Consider the following 17,143-nt stretch of genomic DNA (forward strand, 5'->3'; position numbering starts at 1 on the left):
TGCCTGTGAAAATCAGGGAAAAATTGGGTTATTTGGTCGGGCGCCTTCGCGAGCAAGCCCGCTCCCACATGGGAATGCGGACTCCTGTGGGAGCGGGCTTGCTCGCGAATGGCCGTTACGCGGTCTAACGCTGCAGCACCAGAATCCGCGACAACAACTCATCCCGATCCACATAACACCCCTGGAAATGCCGCGCCCCGGAGGCCGGGTCGAAGGCGTTGCGGGCATGGAGGGTGCGGCGGTTGTCGAAGCACCAAAGCTGGCCGGGTTCGAGGCGTTGCTCCAAGCGAAATTGCGGCTCGCGGGTCAGGGCGATAAAACGGCGGTAGGCGCGGTAGAGCCTGGGCATTTGCTCGACCGAGGTGTCGAAGGGCCCACGCAGGAAGTTCGCCATGCGGATTTCCGCGACCTGCCCCAGCGCATCCAGCGCGATGATGGGCGCCAGGCAGCGGTAGTCGCTGTGGCGGTCCTTGTTGCGAAACTCCACCGGGATCTGGCACAGCGCGTCGAAGGCCTCGGGGGCTTCCTGGCGCAGCGTCTCGGCAATGGCAAAACCGTCGACAAAAATGCTCTCGCCGCCGTCGGCGTCGTTCACCAGGCAATGCAAGAACTGCAGCCCCGGCTGCAACTCACGGGTCGGCAGGTCACTGTGCAGCGGCAGGTTGAAAGCGGTATAGGCGTTGCTGTCGGCATCGGCCTTGGACTGCACGTTGAACAACACGCCGAAGTTGCTCTCGCGGATAAAGGAAATGCGTTGGGCGATCTGTTTCAGCGAGCCGGGCTCGGTGGGCACGCCGCGTACTTGGGTCAGGCCGATGTCGCGCACCGCCAAAAGCCATTGCAGCAGCGCGTCGGCATCCGTCATCAGTGGCTGGTATTCGAACACCGGCAGTTTCAGGTCATGCCGCCACAGCTGGCGGCGTGGCTTGTTCGCCAGGCGTTCGGCCCTGGATTGATCGTCATACGCATGGGCGCGCAACCAGCCCGGATCGAATAGGCTTCGGTGGCCATCCTGCCAAACCACACACAGATGGCCCGCGTCGTCGATGCTGATGTCGCGAGGGGTCACGTCTTCCGGAACATCGACAATCTCCAGGACCTGCTCCCGGGTAACGCTGTAGACGCATTGCGGGCACGGGCAGTTGTCCCTTAGCCACTGATGATGGAACGGGCTGACCCGGCCGTCGGCCCACGTCACTTGCACCCGGTCGGTCAAGGGGGTGGCAACGGTCAATGTCTGGAGAAGCGGATAGCGTCGGAAGTCGGCAACAGCGGCAGCGGTGTTCATGGCGATTTCCTGGTCGAGGCTTATCGGGCGGGTGGCAGGGCGATGACCCGACCAATGCAGGTCGGTGTCGGCAAGTCGGCTTGGCTGTCCAACAGGGCTTTGAGTCGGTCCAGGGTCTGCTCGGTGAACGGCGCTGAGCGCGGGCCGGCCAGGTCGACATGCAGCAACATCTGTTCATTGCCGGCCAGCTCTTTATCACCGCCGACCAGGTGCAGGCTGTGGTAGAGGTGCAAGCGTTTGGCGTCGTGGCCGATCAGTTGCGTGTGCACCTCGACATCCGCGCCGAGCTTCACTTCGTGCAAGTAATTGAGGTGCAGTTCGAGGGTAAACAACGAGTGGCCGCTGGCTTCGCGGTTCTGGCTGTCCAGGCCGAGCCGGTCCATCAGCGCGTCGGTGGCGTAGCTGAAGATCAGCAAGTAGAAGGCATCACGCAGATGGCCGTTGTAATCGACCCATTCGGGGAGGATGCGGGTTTGGTAGGTGGTGAGGGTGGGCATGATGACGATCCAACAGAAGAGTGGGATTCATGTGGGAGCGGGCTTGCTCGCGAAGACGGTGTATCTACCGCGCGATATTGAGCGGATGTACCGGCCTCTTTGCGAGCAAGCCCGCTCCCACGGGGGTTATTCAGTGAAAGACATTCCGTGCTTGGCCTTGGTAGCCTTCACAGCCTCCAGCACCGCCAGCAGGCAATCATCACGATAGCGCTCCAGGGCCGAGATGCTGTGGTTGCCCAATTGCTCGCTCGTGCCGTCCACCACATCATCGATCAATTTCTCGGTCAGCTCCGGCGCCGGCAGGTAGGTCCAGGGCAGTTGCAACGCCGGGCCGAACTGGGCCATGAAGTGCCGCATGCCGGCATCGCCGCCGGCCAGGGTGTAGGTCAGGAACGTACCCATGAATGACCAGCGCAGGCCGGCGCCAAAACGGATCGCATCGTCGATTTCCCCGGTGGTGGCGACACCGTCGTTGACCAGGTGCAGGGCTTCGCGCCACAGCGCTTCGAGCAGGCGGTCGGCGATGAAGCCGGGGACTTCCTTGCGTACGTGCAATGGCCGCATGCCGAGGGATTCGTAGACTTCCATCGCTGCTTGCACCGCTTCGGGGGCGGTGTTCTTGCCGCCGACCACCTCCACCAGTGGCAACAAGTAGACCGGGTTGAACGGGTGCCCGACCACACAGCGTTCCGGGTGGGTGGCGTTCTCATAGAACTCGCTTGGCAGCAGGCCCGAGGTACTGGAGCCGATCAACGCGTTCGGCTTGGCGGCGGCGCTGATCTGGGCGTGCAGTTCGAGCTTGAGTTCCAGTCGCTCGGGAGCGCTTTCCTGGATGAAATCAGCGTCGCGCACGCATTCTTCGATGGTGGCGACAAAGCGCAGCCGATCCTGCGAAGCGCCGGGGGCCAAGCCCTGTTTCTCCAGGGCGCCCCAGGCATTGGCGACGCGTTTGCGCAGTGCCGCCTCGGCACCCGGCGCCGGGTCCCAGGCGACAACGTCGAGGCCATGGGCCAGGGCCCGGCTGACCCAGCCGCTGCCGATCACACCGCTGCCCAGGGCGGCGAAGGTCTTGATGTCGGTGATAAAGCTCATGGTGGTTTCCTGAAAAGGTCGGTGATCTAAAAGTGTGGGAGCGGGCTTGCTCGCGAAGACGGCATTCCTTCCACAGGAGAACCATCGGATGTACCGGCCTCTTCGCGAGCAAGCCCGCTCCCACATTGGGTCAGTGGTGAACATGGAATCTGCCTTCACTGCAGATCCAAGGAATTGATTCGGTTCAGCCGCGCTGCAACAGGCCCATTTTCTTGCGACCTTCCGCCGGCGTGAGCACGCGAGCCCCAAGGCGGCTGAGGATTTCTCCGGCGCGCTCCACCAGTTGGCCGTTGGTGGCGAGCACGCCTTTGTCCAGCCAAAGGTTGTCTTCCAGCCCGACCCGCACGTTGCCCCCCAGCAGCACCGCCTGGGCGGCCATCGGCATTTGCATGCGACCGATGCCGAAGCCGGCCCACACCGCATCGGCCGGCAGGTTGTCGACCATGGCTTTCATGGTGGTGGTGTCGGCCGGAGCCCCCCACGGGATGCCCAGGCAGAGCTGGAACAGCGGGTTGTCCAGCAGGCCTTCCTTGATCAGTTGCTTGGCGAACCACAGGTGACCGGTGTCGAAGATCTCCAGCTCGGCCTTGACCCCCAGCTCAGTGATGCGCTTGGCGCCGGCCCGCAGTTGTGCCGGGGTGGAAACGTAAATGGTGTCGCCGTCGCCGAAGTTCAGGGTGCCGCAATCCAATGTGCAGATTTCCGGCAGCAGCTCCTCGACATGAGCCAGGCGCGTCAGCGGGCCTACCAGGTCGGTGTTGGGACCGAACTCCATCGGTCGTTCGCCGCCGCCGATCTCCAGGTCGCCGCCCATGCCGGCGGTGAGGTTGACGATGATGTCCACGTCCGCCTCACGGATGCGCTCCATCACTTCGCGGTACAACGCCACGTCGCGGCTGAACTTGCCGGTCTGCGGGTCACGGACGTGGCAATGGACCACCGTGGCCCCGGCTTTCGCCGCCTCCACGGCAGCGGCAGCGATCTGTTTCGGGGTGACCGGCACGTGGGGGCTCTTGGCGGTCGTGTCGCCAGCACCGGTGAGTGCGCAGGTGATGATGACGTCGTGGTTCATGGTGCGGGTTCCTTCAGGCGTGGTGAGTCACTGCGCAGCCCTTGTACTGCTGCGCAGATGGCGATCGGTTGATCAGTTGCTGGTGAGTTTCAGGTTGTCCGCGGCCGGTTTGCCGTCGAAGGTGGTCACGCCTTCGAGCCAACGTTGTTTGTCTTGCGGATGATCCTTGAGCCATTGCCGGGCTGATTCGAGCGGGTCCTTGTGATCGAGCAACGGTTGCATCATCCGGCTCTCGTCTTCGGCGCTGAAGGTCAGGTTGCTCAGCAAGCGACCGACGTTCGGGCATTGCTCGGCGTAGTTCGGCGCGGTGACGGTCCACACGGTGGCCATGCCTTCGTTCGGGCCGAGGGCGTCTTCGCTGCCGGTGAGGTAGGTCATTTGCACGTTGACGTTCATCGGGTGCGGGGCCCAGCCGAAGAACACCACGGCTTCCTTGCGCCGCACGGCACGGTCCACGGCGGCGAGCATGCCGGCTTCGCTGGACTCCACCAGTTGGAATTTGCCCAGGCCGAACTGGTTCTTGGCGATCATCGCCTTGATCTGGGTATTGGCGCCGGAGCCGGGTTCGATGCCGTAGATCTTGCCGCCCAACTCTTTTTCGAATTTGGCGATGTCGGCGAAGGTCTTCAGGCCCTTGTCGGCCAGGTAGGTCGGCACGGCCAGGGTGGCGCGGGCGTCCTTGAGGCTGGGCTGCTCCAGCACCTTGACCTGCTTGGCCTCGACGAACGGGGTGATGGTCTGGGTCATCAACGGGTTCCAGTAGCCGAGGAACAGGTCCAGGCGCTGGTCGCGGATGCCGGCGAAGATGATTTGTTGGGAGGCGCTGGTTTGCTTGGTCTTGTAGCCGAGGCCGTCGAGCATCACTTGAGTCAGGGCGCTGGTGGCGATGACGTCGGTCCAGTTGACCACGCCCAGGCGTACGTTCTGGCAGGCGGCGGGCTCGGCGGCCATGGCGGCCGGGCTCAGGAGAGGCGTGGCGCTGAGTGCGAGAACGCAGTAGCTGATCAGTCGTTTCATTGTCAGGTTCCTCGGCAGCTTATTGTTATGGGGCCCGGTGTCTGTGCGCCGGTGATGCCACGTTACGCAGCCCCGGGCAGGGCAAAACGCACAGCGGCGACGTGCTCTTGCACTGCAGCGACTCTTGAACGGTTGTTGCAACTGGCGTATCAAGGTCCGCACGCTGCCCGTCAACCGAGTGCGCTCCATGTCCCAGGATTTCTACTTCTTGTTGATGCCGGGTTTCTCGGCCATCGGTTTCATCTCGGCCATCGAGCCGTTGCGGGTCGCCAATCGCTTTCGCGGCGAGTTGTACCGCTGGCATGTGTTGAGCATCGATGGCGGGGCGGTGCTGGCGAGCAATGGCATGTCGGTCAACGCCGATGCCGCGCTGGAGCCCTTGAAGAAAGGCGCGACCCTTTGGGTGGTGGCGGGGTTCGAGCCGCTGAAGTTTGTCACCCCGGCACTGGAACGCTGGCTGCATCGGCTGGACAACGAAGGCGTGATCCTGGGCGGCATCGACACCGGCAGCGTGGTCCTGGCCGAGGCGGGGCTGCTGGAAGGGCACCGGGTGACGTTGCACTGGGAAGCCATCGAGGCATTCAAGGAGTCTTATCCGCAGCTTGGCGTGACCCAGGAACTGTTCGAAATCGACCGTCGCCGTATCACTTGTGCGGGAGGCACCGCGTCCATCGACCTGATGCTCGACCTGATCGGCCAGGCCCACGGTTCGGAACTGGCGATCCAGGTCAGCGAGCAATTTGTGCTCGGCCGCATCCGTCCGCGCAAAGATCACCAGCGCATGGAAATCGCCAACCGCTACGGCATTCGCAACAAGAAGCTGGTGCACGTCATCGGCGAGATGGAAACCCACAGTGAACCACCACTGAGTACTTTGGCCCTGGCCGAGTCGATCAACGTCACTCGTCGCCAGCTCGAAAGGCTGTTCCGCCTGCACCTGAACGACACGCCGAGCAACTTCTACTTGCGCCTGCGCCTGGAAAAGGCCCGGCAGTTGCTGCGCCAGACCGACATGAGCGTGCTGGAAGTGAGCATCGCCTGCGGGTTTGAGTCGCCGTCGTATTTCACCCGCAGCTATCGGACCCGGTTCGCGCGGTGTCCGCGGGAGGATCGGCGGCGACAAGGGGATGGTCGGGAGCTGGTTTGACAGGCTTTTATACTCAATTATACTCGCGACTATAAATTATACCTGTCGCCATAATTGAGTATAAAACCATGTCCAAGCACCCCGGTTTTGTCTTCCGGCGTCCCGATCTGGCCCGCAATATTGTCGATGGGCTGGCCGGCGCCGGGATCCAGGATTACACCTCAGGCCTGTTCCTGGCCGCGCCAAGGCGTACCGGAAAAAGTACGTTCCTGCGCGAGGACTTGATTCCCGAATGCGAGTCGCGAGGTTGGCTCGCGGTCTACGTCGACCTTTGGGCCAACAAGGAGAAGGACCCTGCCGACTTGATCGCTTCGGCCATCGCCGGGGCACTGGTGCCTTATGAGAAGGGCATCCGCAAGCTCGCCAAATCCATGGGCATCGACAAACTCAGCTTCTTGCGCACGTTGTCCTGGGATTTCAGCCAGCCGCAACTGCCCGAAGGGGCGACGCTGACCCAGGCACTGGAGCTGTTGCACCGTGCCGCGGATAAAACCGTGGTGCTGGTAATCGATGAAGCCCAGCATGCCTTGACCACTGAAGCCGGGGTCAACGCGATGTTCGGCCTCAAGGCGGCCCGTGACCAGCTCAACCAGGGGCGCGAGGGCGATACCAGTGGCCTGCGGCTGGTGTTCACCGGTTCCAATCGCGACAAGCTCGCCCACTTGGTGCTGAGTCGCAACCAACCGTTCTACGGATCCAGCATCACGCCGTTCCCTTTGCTGGGCAAAGCCTTCACCCAGGCCTACACCGCCCATTTGAACGCACACTTGGCCCAGACCAATCAGTTCAACGCCGATGACCTGGACCAGGCGTTCGAGTTGGTAGGGCGCCGTCCGGAGATGTTGCGCAGCGTCATCGGCGAAATTGCCCTGGAACTGGGCGAGGCGAGCCATTTGGGGGAGTTGCTGCGCAACAGCGCCGAAATGCTGCGCGCCGGCGTCTGGACCGAATTCGAGAGCGCCTGGAATGCCCTGACGGTGCCGCAACGGGCCGTGTTGCAGGTCATGGCCGAGCGCTCGCAGAACAACGAGCCCTTCGCGCCCTTCACCGATTCAACATTGGAGGCGGTGAGCAAGGCATTGAAGAGCATGGGAAGCGAAGTCGTGCCCGGTACCCAGACCATCCAATCGTGTATCGATGCGTTGCGTGAAAAGGAATTGGTGTGGAAATCCAATCGCGGTGGTTATGCGTTGGAGGACAAGGCGTTTGCGGAGTGGTTGAAGGGGTATCGCCAGCAACAGAATCGGTCCTGACCCGATTGGCGGTCGAGCATAGTGAGCTGTGTGGAGAGGGGATTTTGTGGGAGCAAAGCTTGCTCGCGAAACAGTCGACTCGGTTTCTGAAGGACCGCATCGCTTTCATCGCGAGCAAGCTTTGCTCCCACAAAAAACTCCCCACAGGTGCCCGTTCGGCTGGGAAAGGTCTATTTCTTCATCAGCGCCGAGCAGGCTGCTTTATAGGCTTCATGCTGATACTTGTTCAGCGTCGCCGGCAGGGCGAAGTCATGTTTCTTGCTCTGCGCATTGATGGTCTGCGGCGACAGCAGCGTTACCTCACAACCCTCCAGCAACTGGAAAACCCCTTCGATCTTGAACGTGGTCGGGCCACCGGCGAACTCGCCTTTCTTGCTGCGCTTCTTGATGGCGATGCGTTCGATGCCGTTGTCCGTCACGAACGTCCGCACCTGGGCGGCGAAAGCCTTGACGTTGGCGGCGTCGTCATCGTCGTCCAGGGCGATTTTCTTGGTGCTCAGCGCAACGTGGCTCAACGCTTGCTGGTCTAGCGAGGCAACGGCGATGATCGCTTCGCTGCCTTTGATTTCGATGCCGCACGTTTTCATGTGAATCCTTTTGCTGGAGGGTGGCGTGCAGCTTACAGCTCCAACTGGTCAGCATGGATACCAAAGGCCGCAGCAATTTTTTCGCGAGTGGCTCGGCGAGGCTTGGCGACCGACTCTTGCTGGGCAAACGCCGGTTGAGAAATACCCAGGCGCCTGGCGACTTCATCTTGAGTCAGGTTCAGGTGTTCGCGCCAGGCGCGAATGGGCGTGGCGCCGTCGACGATACGGCTGACGACTTCATGGGGAATCAGATCGGGTTCCAGTTTCTGCGCGACGTATTGGGCATATGGAATGACCACAAATGCCGGATGCCCGTCTGCGTCATTGATGATCTGAATATCAGTAGGTACGTTCATCGCGTTTCCTGACCTCTTGAATGCTGACGATCTTGATCGCCCCGTCCCAATCGAACATGACTCGATAGCGGCCTACCCGAAGGCGATAGGCGCAGTCATGGCCGACAAGCGCTTTGACGTTCGCCGCGTCGGGCATCTGGGCGAGCGCCGTAACGGCGTCCCGAACCTGGGCCTGATGGGGAGAATGCAATTTCAGAAGCTGCTTAACGGCTTTTCTGGTCCAGTGGATGGTGTTCATGAAAGGATATAAGTCTTTTATAAGTTTTGCGAATCCTGACTTATATCCCCTCCAAGGCCAACGCATGAAAGGTGTCTGAATATTGCCCTCAGTCTTGCCCAATTGACTCCAAAAACTCCGACCGATCATCGCTCACCTGGGCCATGCAGTCGTTTTCGGCGATTTTGTAGGCGTCGCTGCCGGGTTTGGCCGGGAAGGCGGCGATGGCGCAGTCGGCGTCGCGCTGTTTTTGCCACAGTTGCTGGGCGGCCTTGACCTTGGCGGTGATGTCGTTGAGCTGGGCCTTGTCGCTGGCGTAGCGGGTTTGCAGGCGCTCCAAGAGGCTCTGCAGGTTTTCGCCCAGTAATTGTTCGGCGGCGGTTTTGCCATAGGCCGAGCAGGCCAGGGTCTGGACGTCGTTTTCAACTTCGTCGCAGGGGTTGGGCTCGGTGTCTTCGGTTGCGTGTGCCAGGGTGCTGATCAGTGCCAATGCCAGGAAAAGTGATTTCATCGCGTTGCCGCTCAAGTCCAGTGAAAACCAGTGATGCGGCGGATTCTGGCGCAAGCGTCGGGTAAAGAACAGACGGGCAGGGTGGGCCCGTTGTAGCCCATTGTCGTGGATTGACGCTTTCGGCAATTCCCCTGTCGTTTTTGCACCGGGTCGCGACGGCCCTCAGGCATATGCTGGCCCCAAAGCGCCGGCACACGATTCGGCGCATGAATCGCTAACAAGGGGACTGCCTGATGAGCCCAGCCGAATTGCACGCCGACAGCATCGTTATCGACGGGCTGATCATTGCCAAGTGGAACCGCGACCTGTTCGAAGACATGCGCAAGGGCGGCCTGACCGCAGCCAACTGCACCGTGTCGGTGTGGGAGGGTTTCCAGGCCACCATCAACAACATCGTCGCCAGCCAGAAACTGATCCGCGAGAACAGCGACCTGGTGATCCCGGTGAAAACCACCGCCGACATCCGTCGAGCCAAGGAGCAGGGCAAGACCGGCATCATCTTCGGCTTCCAGAACGCCCATGCCTTCGAAGACCAGCTCGGCTACGTCGAGATCTTCAAGCAGCTCGGCGTCGGTGTGGTGCAGATGTGCTACAACACCCAGAACCTGGTGGGCACCGGCTGCTACGAGCGCGACGGCGGCCTGTCGGGCTTCGGTCGTGAAATTGTCGCCGAGATGAACCGCGTCGGCATCATGTGCGACCTGTCCCACGTCGGTTCCAAGACTTCCGAAGAAGTCATCCTCGAATCGAAAAAGCCGGTCTGCTACTCCCATTGCCTGCCGTCCGGCCTCAAAGAACACCCGCGCAACAAATCCGATGAAGAGCTGAAGTTCATTGCCGACCACGGTGGTTTCGTCGGCGTGACCATGTTCGCGCCGTTCCTGGCCAAGGGCATCGATTCGACCATCGACGACTACGCCGAAGCCATCGAATACACCATGAACATCGTCGGTGAAGACGCCATCGGCATCGGCACCGACTTCACCCAGGGCCACGGCCAGGATTTCTTCGAAATGCTGACCCACGACAAGGGCTATGCCCGTCGCCTGACCAGCTTCGGCAAGATCATCAACCCCCTGGGCATCCGCACCGTGGGCGAGTTCCCGAACCTCACCGAGACGCTGCTCAAGCGCGGCCATCCTGAGCGGGTAGTGCGCAAGATCATGGGCGAGAACTGGGTGAATGTCCTCAAGGACGTCTGGGGCGAGTAAACCCCGCTGCATCACTGAATCCTTACCTGCGGCCACTCGCGCCGCAGGCACATCACGAATTTCCGGAGTCAAGTTTTCATGGCCAAGATCGCCCCGCAACTGCCTATCGAAGTCGACAGCGAAACCGGTGTCTGGACCTCCGACGCCCTGCCGATGCTGTACGTGCCGCGTCACTTCTTCGTCAACAACCACATGGGCATCGAGGAAGTGCTGGGCGCCGACGCCTACGCCGAAATCCTCTACAAGGCCGGCTACAAATCCGCCTGGCACTGGTGCGAAAAAGAAGCCGAATGCCATGGCCTGGAAGGCGTCGCGGTGTTCGAGCACTACATGAAGCGCCTGTCCCAGCGTGGCTGGGGCCTGTTCAAGATCCAGGACATCGACCTGGACAAAGGCACCGCCAGCGTGAAGCTCGAGCACTCGGCGTTCGTCTATGTGTACGGCAAGGTCGGGCGCAAGGTCGACTACATGTTCACCGGCTGGTTCGCCGGCGCCATGGACCAGATCCTCGCCGCGCGCGGCAGCCAGATCCGCACCGTGGCCGAGCAGGTCTACGGCGGTTCCGAAGAAGGCCACGACGACGGCCTGTTCATCGTCAAGCCGTTGTAAGTCGAGGATCGCGCCATGGCTTTTGAAGCAATGTTCCAGCCGATCCAGATCGGCAAGCTGACCATCCGCAACCGCGTGCTCAGCACCGCGCACGCCGAGGTCTACGCCACCGACGGCGGCATGACCACCGACCGGTACGTGAAGTATTACGAAGAGAAGGCCAAGGGCGGCATCGGCCTGGCGATCTGTGGTGGCTCGTCGGTGGTTGCCATCGACAGCCCCCAGGAATGGTGGAGCTCGGTGAACCTGTCCACCGACCGCATCATCCCGCATTTCCAGAACCTGGCCGACGCCATGCACAAGCATGGCGCCAAGATCATGATCCAGATTACCCACATGGGCCGTCGCTCGCGCTGGGACGGCTTCAACTGGCCGACCCTGATGTCGCCGTCCGGCGTGCGTGAGCCGGTGCACCGTGCTACCTGCAAGACCATCGAGCCGGAAGAGATCTGGCGGGTGATCGGCAACTACGCCCAGGCCGCGCGCCGGGCCAAGGCCGGTGGCCTGGACGGCGTCGAATTGTCGGCGGTGCACCAGCACATGATCGACCAGTTCTGGAGCCCGCGGGTCAACAAGCGTACCGACGAATGGGGCGGCAGCTTTGAAGGCCGCATGAAGTTCGGCCTGGAAGTGTTGAAGGCCGTGCGTGCCGAAGTGGGCGACGATTTCTGCGTGGGCATGCGCCTGTGCGGTGACGAGTTCCACCCGGACGGCTTGTCCCACGAGGACATGAAGCAGATCGCCAAGTACTACGACGACACCGGCATGCTGGATTTCATCGGCGTTGTGGGTTCGGGTTGCGACACCCACAACACCCTGGCCAACGTCATCCCGAACATGAGTTATCCACCGGAGCCGTTCCTGCACTTGGCCGCCGGTATCAAGGAAGTGGTCAAGGTCCCGGTGCTGCACGCGCAGAACATCAAGGACCCGAACCAGGCCACGCGGATCCTGGAGGGCGGTTACGTCGACATGGTCGGCATGACCCGTGCCCACATCGCCGACCCGCACCTGATCGCCAAGATCAAGATGGGCCAGATCGACCAGATCAAGCAGTGCGTCGGCGCCAACTACTGCATCGACCGCCAGTACCAAGGCCTGGACGTGCTGTGCATCCAGAACGCCGCGACGTCCCGTGAATACATGGGCGTGCCACACATCATCGAGAAGTCCACCGGGCCCAAGCGCAAAGTCGTGGTGGTCGGTGCCGGCCCGGCCGGGATGGAAGCCGCGCGCGTGGCCGCCGAACGTGGGCACGATGTGACCCTGTTCGAGAAGAAGGAATTCATCGGCGGGCAGATCACCACCGCCTCGAAGGCCCCGCAACGGGACCAGATCGCCGGTATCACCCGCTGGTTCCAATTGGAGCTGGCGCGGCTGAAAGTCGACCTGCGCCTGGGCGTTGCGGCTGATGCGGCGACCATCATGGACCTGCGTCCGGACGTGGTGGTGCTGGCCGTCGGCGGGCATCCGAACGTGGAGCAGAACGAACACTGGGGCGCCGCCGAAGGGCTGGTGGTCAGCAGCTGGGATGTCCTCGACGGCAAGGTCGCGCCGGGCAAGAACGTGCTGGTCTACGACACCATTTGCGAGTTCACCGGGATGTCGGTGGCCGACTTCCTCGCCGACAAGGGCAGCCAGGTCGAGATCGTCACCGACGACATCAAGCCGGGCGTGGCCATTGGCGGGACGTCGTTCCCCACCTACTACCGCAGCATGTACCCCAAGGAAGTGATCATGACCGGGGACATGATGCTGGAGAAGGTCTACCGCGAAGGCGACAAGCTGGTGGCGGTGCTGGAGAACGAATACACCGGCGCCAAGGAAGAACGCGTGGTGGACCAGGTGGTGGTGGAGAACGGCGTGCGGCCGGACGAAGAAATCTACTACGCGCTCAAGGAGGGTTCGCGCAACAAGGGCCAGATCGACGTCGAAGCCCTGTTCGCGATCAAGCCCCAGCCATGCCTGGAACAGAGCGGCGATGGCTACCTGCTGTTCCGCATCGGCGACTGCGTGGCCCAGCGTAATACCCACGCGGCCATCTACGACGCCCTGCGGTTGTGCAAGGATTTCTAACGGCTTGCACCAAACCCCTGTGGGAGCGGGCTTGCTCGCGAATGCATTTTGTCAGCCACACATAAGCTGACTGTCACACCGCCTTCGCGAGCAAGCCCGCTCCCACAGTGACCGAGTAAGGCATCTCGACCTGCAAGACCCTGAGGTCTTTGGGAGCAACACCTATGTTGAACACCCTTCTTCCAATCCTGCTGTTCGCAGCCCTCGGCCTCGCGGCCCTGGGCGCCTTGCGGCGGATGAACATGTGGCGCCGCGGACGACCGGCCAAGGTCGACCTGATCGGTGGCCTCTTTGCCATGCCCAAGCGCTACATGGTGGATTTGCACCATGTGGTGGCGCGGGACAAATACATTGCCAACACCCACGTCGCCACGGCCGGTGGTGCGGTGGCGTCGATTGTGTTGGCGATCCTGGTCCACGGTTTTGGCCTGCATAACCGCTTCCTCGGCTATGCGTTGCTGCTGATGTCGGCTGTGATGTTCGTTGGCGCGATCTTCATGTACCTGCGTCGGCGCAACCCGCCCGCGCGTTTGTCGAAAGGCCCGTGGATGCGCCTGCCGAAAAGCCTGCTGGCCTTCTCGGCGTCGTTCTTCCTGGTGACCTTGCCGGTGGCGGGCATCCTGCCGGAAAACTTCGGTGGTTGGCTGGTGGCGGCGATCCTGGGTGTCGGCGTGTTGTGGGGCGTATCGGAATTGTTCTTCGGCATGACCTGGGGCGGGCCGATGAAGCACGCCTTCGCCGGTGCCCTGCACCTGGCCTGGCACCGCCGCGCCGAGCGCTTTGGTGGCGGTCGTTCCACCGGTCTGAAGCCGCTGGACCTGAATGATCCGACCGCACCGCTGGGTGTGGAAAAACCCAAGGATTTCACCTGGAACCAACTGCTCGGCTTCGACGCCTGTGTGCAGTGCGGCAAGTGCGAAGCGGCCTGCCCGGCGTTCGCCGCCGGCCAACCGCTGAACCCGAAAAAACTCATCCAGGACATGGTCGTCGGCCTGGCCGGCGGCACCGATGCGAAATTCGCCGGCAGTCCTTACCCAGGTAAACCTGTCGGTGAGCACAGCGGCAACCCGCACCAGCCCATCGTCAACGGCCTGGTGGATGCCGAGACCCTGTGGTCCTGCACCACCTGCCGGGCGTGCGTCGAGGAATGCCCGATGATGATCGAGCACGTCGATGCCATCGTCGACATGCGCCGCCACCTGACCCTGGAAAAAGGCGCCACGCCGAACAAGGGCGCCGAGGTGTTGGAAAACCTCATCGCCACCGACAACCCTGGCGGCTTCGCCCCGGGTGGGCGGATGAACTGGGCGGCGGACCTGAACCTGAACCTGCTCAGCGAGAAGAAATCCACCGACGTGCTGTTTTGGGTTGGCGATGGTGCCTTCGACATGCGCAACCAGCGGACCCTGCGCGCCTTCGTCAAAGTGCTCAAGGCGGCGAAGATCGACTTCGCCGTGCTCGGCCTCGAAGAGCGCGACAGCGGCGACGTGGCCCGGCGCCTGGGAGATGAGGCGACGTTCCAGCTGTTGGCCAAGCGCAACATCCAGACCCTGGCCAAATACAGCTTCAATCGCATCGTCACCTGCGACCCCCACAGCTTCCATGTGCTGAAAAACGAATACGGCGCCTTCGATGGCAACTACCTAGTGCAGCACCACAGCACCTACCTGGCGGAAATCATCGACGCCGGCGCGTTGAACCTTGGCCAGCACAAGGGCGACAGCGTGACTTATCACGACCCGTGCTACCTGGGCCGCTACAACGGCGAATACGAGGCGCCGCGCCAAGTGCTGCGGGCGCTGGGCATCGAGGTCAAGGAGATGCAGCGTTCCGGTTTCCGTTCACGTTGCTGCGGCGGTGGCGGCGGCGCGCCGATCACCGACATCCCGGGCAAGCAGCGCATCCCGGACATGCGCATGGACGACATCCGCGAAACCGGTGCCGAGCTGGTGGCCGTGGGTTGTCCACAGTGCACCGCGATGCTCGAAGGCGTGGTCGAACCACGGCCGATGATCAAGGACATTGCCGAACTGGTGGCCGATGCGCTGCTGGAAGACGCGGCCCCGAGCAAGCCCGTGGCCCCGGCCAAACGTGAACCCGCGGAGGTGCATTAATGAGCGACATCATCCGCCGCGACCCTCGCGCCGAGTGGATCGCCCGCAACCGCCTGCATCCACTGCACGCAGCCATGCAACCGGTGCAGCACAGCTGGATGGGGCCCAACGGCGTCATTCGCAAAAACGTCCATGGCGTCGGTTTCATCGGCCCCAATGGGATCAAACGGATTGATCGCAGCGGTGCCCAGCAAGGTGGGGCGAGCAAACGCACCGCTGCCGTTGAAGTGCAATTGCCGCTGCATCAGGTGCCGCAACCGGCGTTCTACATCTGTGTCGTCCCGGACATGGTCGGTGGCCGCCTCAGCAGTCACGACCGCGATCTGCTGGGCCTGGCCCATCAGTTGGCCGGAAGCGACGGCGCGGTGTTGGCGGTGGTCTTCGGCGAGCACAAGGAAAGCGCTTTCGCCACGGCGGGTGTCGACCGCTTGCTGGTGCTCGATGGCGAAGAGTTCAGCGGTTATGCACCGGAACAACGCGTTCAGGGCTTGCGGGCTGTGGATAACCAGTTCAACCCACGCCATTGGCTGCTGCCTGACAGTCGCAGCGGCGGTGGTGAATTGGGCCGGCGCTTTGCCGCAGCCCTGGGCGAGCGCCCGGCCACGCGGGTCTGGCAGGTCAAGGGCGAAGAATGCATCGGCCGCGCCGGTGCGGGCCTGCAAGACTTGGCCCGGCCGTTGGCGCGCTTGATCCTGGCGGCGGCCGAATGTGCCGAGCCGGTCAGCGAAACCCGTCACGAAGCCTTGCCGGTGGAGTTATCCACAAGCGTGGCGCGCAGCTTGTCGCGCATCGAAGACCTTGGCGCGGTTGCCGTGGACCCGGGTGCGATCCCGATGGCCGAGGCCGAATTCATTTTCTCCGGCGGCAACGGGGTCAAGGACTGGGCGCTGTTCCACCAGACCGCCGCCGCCCTGGGCGCCACCGAAGGCGCTTCGCGGGTGGCGGTGGACGATGGTTTTATGGCCCGGGATCGCCAGGTCGGTGCGTCCGGCACTTGGGTCACGGCGCGGGTCTACGTGGCCGTGGGGATTTCCGGGGCAATCCAGCATCTGCAAGGCATTGGCGCCTGCGACAAGGTGGTGGCGATCAACCTTGATCCGGGCTGCGACATGATCAAACGGGCAGACCTGTCGGTGATTGGTGACAGCGCGGCGATTCTCCAGGCCTTGATCGCGGCGGTAGAGGCTTACCGCAACGAAGCCAAGCGCGATGCGGCTTAAGCTAAGGAAACGTTCATGAGTACCCAAGTGATCAGCCTCGTCTCCATCGGCGCCCACCCGACCTCTGGCCGACCTCGACGGGCCGAGCAGGACGCCCGGGCCGTGGAGCTGGGCCTGCAACTGGCCGGCAACGACTTGCAAGTGCTGCACGCCGGCGACGTGGCCGAGCCGGCCCTGCGCGCCTACCTGGGCATGGGCCTGGAGGAACTCCACGTCCTGGAAAATCCCGATGGGGCCGACGCCCTGCCGGCCTTGACCGACTACCTGCGTGATGCTGGCGCCCAAGTGGTGCTTACCGGCAGCCAGGCGGAAACCGGCGAGGGCTCGGGCATGTTGCCGTTTTTGCTGGCGGAAAACCTCGGCTGGCCGCTGGTGGTGGGTCTGGCCCAGGTCGAATCCATCGAAAACGGCGCGGCCCTGGTGCTGCAAGCCTTGCCTCGCGGCCAACGGCGACGTCTCAAAGTGCGCCTGCCGTTCCTGGCCACTGTGGATAACGCTGCGCCAAAACCTCGGCAAAGCGCCTACGGCCCGGCCCGGCGTGGAGCGTTGCATGCCGAGGAGGTCGAAGTGATCGACGACACGCTGCTGGCGGTAGCCACCCTGCAACCGGCCAAGCCACGGCCCAAGCGCTTGAAAGTGATCAAGGCCAAGAGCGGCGCCGACCGCATGAAAGCCGCCACGGCCAAGGCCAGCGGCGGAGGCGGACAAGTGCTCAAGGGCGTGAGCCCGGAGGCAGGGGCCGAGGCGATTCTCAAGTTGTTGGTGGAGGAAGGGGTGGTTCGCTAGACCCAGGCTCAACACAAAACCTGTGGGAGCGGGCTTGCTCGCGAAGGGGAGCATCAGTCAACGAAAAAGGTTGCCTGATACACCGCTTTC

17 protein-coding genes are annotated in these 17,143 nt (G+C 62.5%); 8 read left to right on the forward strand and 9 right to left on the reverse strand.

Translation table 11 applies throughout. The features are described 5' to 3' along the window. Window positions 1-124: 124 nt before the first annotated feature. The 5 genes from J3P88_RS02610 to choX form a co-directional block, all read right to left on the reverse strand. A complete protein-coding gene (locus J3P88_RS02610) occupies window positions 125-1,288 on the reverse strand; it encodes a gamma-butyrobetaine dioxygenase (protein ID WP_434573848.1) in 1,164 nt (387 codons plus the stop codon). 20 nt (window positions 1,289-1,308) lie between these two features. Beyond that, window positions 1,309-1,785, reverse strand: a complete 477-nt coding sequence (locus J3P88_RS02615; RefSeq protein WP_186707126.1) for a thioesterase family protein — start codon at window positions 1,783-1,785, stop codon at window positions 1,309-1,311. Window positions 1,786-1,911: 126 nt separating this feature from the next. Beyond that, complete coding sequence (locus J3P88_RS02620; protein WP_434573850.1) at window positions 1,912-2,877, reverse strand: L-carnitine dehydrogenase; 966 nt, start codon at window positions 2,875-2,877, stop codon at window positions 1,912-1,914. Window positions 2,878-3,061: 184 nt separating this feature from the next. Then, window positions 3,062-3,949, reverse strand: coding sequence for a 3-keto-5-aminohexanoate cleavage protein (locus tag J3P88_RS02625; protein WP_434573852.1), 888 nt, complete (start codon window positions 3,947-3,949; stop codon window positions 3,062-3,064). A 72-nt stretch (window positions 3,950-4,021) separates the two neighbouring features. Next, a complete protein-coding gene (choX, locus tag J3P88_RS02630; protein ID WP_186707129.1) occupies window positions 4,022-4,966 on the reverse strand; it encodes a choline ABC transporter substrate-binding protein in 945 nt (314 codons plus the stop codon). Between the two features lie 187 nt (window positions 4,967-5,153). On the opposite strand from choX, the gene J3P88_RS02635 reads away from it, so the two are divergent. Both J3P88_RS02635 and J3P88_RS02640 read left to right on the forward strand, forming a co-directional pair. Beyond that, window positions 5,154-6,113, forward strand: a complete 960-nt coding sequence (locus tag J3P88_RS02635) for a GlxA family transcriptional regulator (RefSeq protein ID WP_186707130.1) — start codon at window positions 5,154-5,156, stop codon at window positions 6,111-6,113. A gap of 68 nt (window positions 6,114-6,181) precedes the next feature. Continuing rightward, a complete protein-coding gene (locus J3P88_RS02640; RefSeq protein WP_434573855.1) occupies window positions 6,182-7,366 on the forward strand; it encodes a hypothetical protein in 1,185 nt (394 codons plus the stop codon). A gap of 170 nt (window positions 7,367-7,536) precedes the next feature. On the opposite strand, the gene J3P88_RS02645 is transcribed toward J3P88_RS02640, so the two are convergent. The 4 genes from J3P88_RS02645 to J3P88_RS02660 form a co-directional block, all read right to left on the reverse strand. Next, window positions 7,537-7,953, reverse strand: coding sequence for a DUF3010 family protein (locus J3P88_RS02645; RefSeq protein WP_434573857.1), 417 nt, complete (start codon window positions 7,951-7,953; stop codon window positions 7,537-7,539). Between the two features lie 32 nt (window positions 7,954-7,985). Further along, a complete protein-coding gene (locus tag J3P88_RS02650; protein WP_003206335.1) occupies window positions 7,986-8,309 on the reverse strand; it encodes a helix-turn-helix domain-containing protein in 324 nt (107 codons plus the stop codon). Next, window positions 8,293-8,547, reverse strand: coding sequence for a type II toxin-antitoxin system RelE family toxin (locus J3P88_RS02655; RefSeq protein ID WP_434573859.1), 255 nt, complete (start codon window positions 8,545-8,547; stop codon window positions 8,293-8,295). The genes J3P88_RS02650 and J3P88_RS02655 overlap by 17 nt, the downstream gene beginning before the upstream one ends. Window positions 8,548-8,635: 88 nt before the next feature. Beyond that, window positions 8,636-9,037, reverse strand: a complete 402-nt coding sequence (locus tag J3P88_RS02660; RefSeq protein ID WP_186707151.1) for a lysozyme inhibitor LprI family protein — start codon at window positions 9,035-9,037, stop codon at window positions 8,636-8,638. A 233-nt stretch (window positions 9,038-9,270) separates the two neighbouring features. Here J3P88_RS02660 and J3P88_RS02665 point away from each other — a divergent pair, with 233 nt between their 5' ends. The 6 genes from J3P88_RS02665 to J3P88_RS02690 all read left to right on the forward strand — a co-directional run bounded on the left by J3P88_RS02665 (window position 9,271) and on the right by J3P88_RS02690 (window position 17,053). Beyond that, window positions 9,271-10,248, forward strand: coding sequence for a dipeptidase (locus tag J3P88_RS02665; protein WP_030139307.1), 978 nt, complete (start codon window positions 9,271-9,273; stop codon window positions 10,246-10,248). A gap of 78 nt (window positions 10,249-10,326) precedes the next feature. Then, the gene (locus J3P88_RS02670) at window positions 10,327-10,857 is read left to right on the forward strand and encodes a DUF5943 domain-containing protein (RefSeq protein ID WP_018612374.1); all 531 of its coding nucleotides are present in this window, start codon (window positions 10,327-10,329) and stop codon (window positions 10,855-10,857) included. Between the two features lie 15 nt (window positions 10,858-10,872). Further along, complete coding sequence (dgcA, locus tag J3P88_RS02675) at window positions 10,873-12,933, forward strand: dimethylglycine demethylation protein DgcA (RefSeq protein ID WP_072405833.1); 2,061 nt, start codon at window positions 10,873-10,875, stop codon at window positions 12,931-12,933. Window positions 12,934-13,097: 164 nt separating this feature from the next. Further along, a complete protein-coding gene (gene dgcB / locus J3P88_RS02680) occupies window positions 13,098-15,047 on the forward strand; it encodes a dimethylglycine demethylation protein DgcB (protein ID WP_186729161.1) in 1,950 nt (649 codons plus the stop codon). Beyond that, entirely contained in the window at window positions 15,047-16,267 is a 1,221-nt protein-coding gene (locus J3P88_RS02685; RefSeq protein ID WP_434573862.1) for an electron transfer flavoprotein subunit alpha/FixB family protein, read from the forward strand. Before dgcB ends, J3P88_RS02685 begins: the two co-directional genes overlap by 1 nt. Before the next feature lie 15 nt (window positions 16,268-16,282). Continuing rightward, window positions 16,283-17,053 carry an electron transfer flavoprotein subunit beta gene (locus tag J3P88_RS02690; RefSeq protein ID WP_434573864.1) on the forward strand — a complete coding sequence of 257 codons (771 nt, stop codon included), beginning with the start codon at window positions 16,283-16,285 and terminating at the stop codon, window positions 17,051-17,053. Window positions 17,054-17,143 lie beyond the last annotated feature (90 nt).

Origin of the sequence: Pseudomonas sp. Z3-6 (assembly GCF_051131985.1) — a bacterium.
GTDB classification, from domain to species: domain Bacteria; phylum Pseudomonadota; class Gammaproteobacteria; order Pseudomonadales; family Pseudomonadaceae; genus Aquipseudomonas; species Aquipseudomonas zanjanensis.

Bases quoted from the DNA above. Each gene is read 5' to 3' on its own strand.
- J3P88_RS02610 (WP_434573848.1), bottom strand. From the start codon at position 1,288: ATGAACACCGCTGCCGCTGTTGCCGACTTCCGACGCTATCCGCTTCTC.
- J3P88_RS02615 (WP_186707126.1), bottom strand. From the start codon at position 1,785: ATGCCCACCCTCACCACCTACCAAACCCGCATCCTCCCCGAATGGGTC.
- J3P88_RS02620 (WP_434573850.1), bottom strand. From the start codon at position 2,877: ATGAGCTTTATCACCGACATCAAGACCTTCGCCGCCCTGGGCAGCGGT.
- J3P88_RS02625 (WP_434573852.1), bottom strand. From the start codon at position 3,949: ATGAACCACGACGTCATCATCACCTGCGCACTCACCGGTGCTGGCGAC.
- choX (WP_186707129.1), bottom strand. From the start codon at position 4,966: ATGAAACGACTGATCAGCTACTGCGTTCTCGCACTCAGCGCCACGCCT.
- J3P88_RS02635 (WP_186707130.1), top strand. From the start codon at position 5,154: ATGTCCCAGGATTTCTACTTCTTGTTGATGCCGGGTTTCTCGGCCATC.
- J3P88_RS02640 (WP_434573855.1), top strand. From the start codon at position 6,182: ATGTCCAAGCACCCCGGTTTTGTCTTCCGGCGTCCCGATCTGGCCCGC.
- J3P88_RS02645 (WP_434573857.1), bottom strand. From the start codon at position 7,953: ATGAAAACGTGCGGCATCGAAATCAAAGGCAGCGAAGCGATCATCGCC.
- J3P88_RS02650 (WP_003206335.1), bottom strand. From the start codon at position 8,309: ATGAACGTACCTACTGATATTCAGATCATCAATGACGCAGACGGGCAT.
- J3P88_RS02655 (WP_434573859.1), bottom strand. From the start codon at position 8,547: ATGAACACCATCCACTGGACCAGAAAAGCCGTTAAGCAGCTTCTGAAA.
- J3P88_RS02660 (WP_186707151.1), bottom strand. From the start codon at position 9,037: ATGAAATCACTTTTCCTGGCATTGGCACTGATCAGCACCCTGGCACAC.
- J3P88_RS02665 (WP_030139307.1), top strand. From the start codon at position 9,271: ATGAGCCCAGCCGAATTGCACGCCGACAGCATCGTTATCGACGGGCTG.
- J3P88_RS02670 (WP_018612374.1), top strand. From the start codon at position 10,327: ATGGCCAAGATCGCCCCGCAACTGCCTATCGAAGTCGACAGCGAAACC.
- dgcA (WP_072405833.1), top strand. From the start codon at position 10,873: ATGGCTTTTGAAGCAATGTTCCAGCCGATCCAGATCGGCAAGCTGACC.
- dgcB (WP_186729161.1), top strand. From the start codon at position 13,098: ATGTTGAACACCCTTCTTCCAATCCTGCTGTTCGCAGCCCTCGGCCTC.
- J3P88_RS02685 (WP_434573862.1), top strand. From the start codon at position 15,047: ATGAGCGACATCATCCGCCGCGACCCTCGCGCCGAGTGGATCGCCCGC.
- J3P88_RS02690 (WP_434573864.1), top strand. From the start codon at position 16,283: ATGAGTACCCAAGTGATCAGCCTCGTCTCCATCGGCGCCCACCCGACC.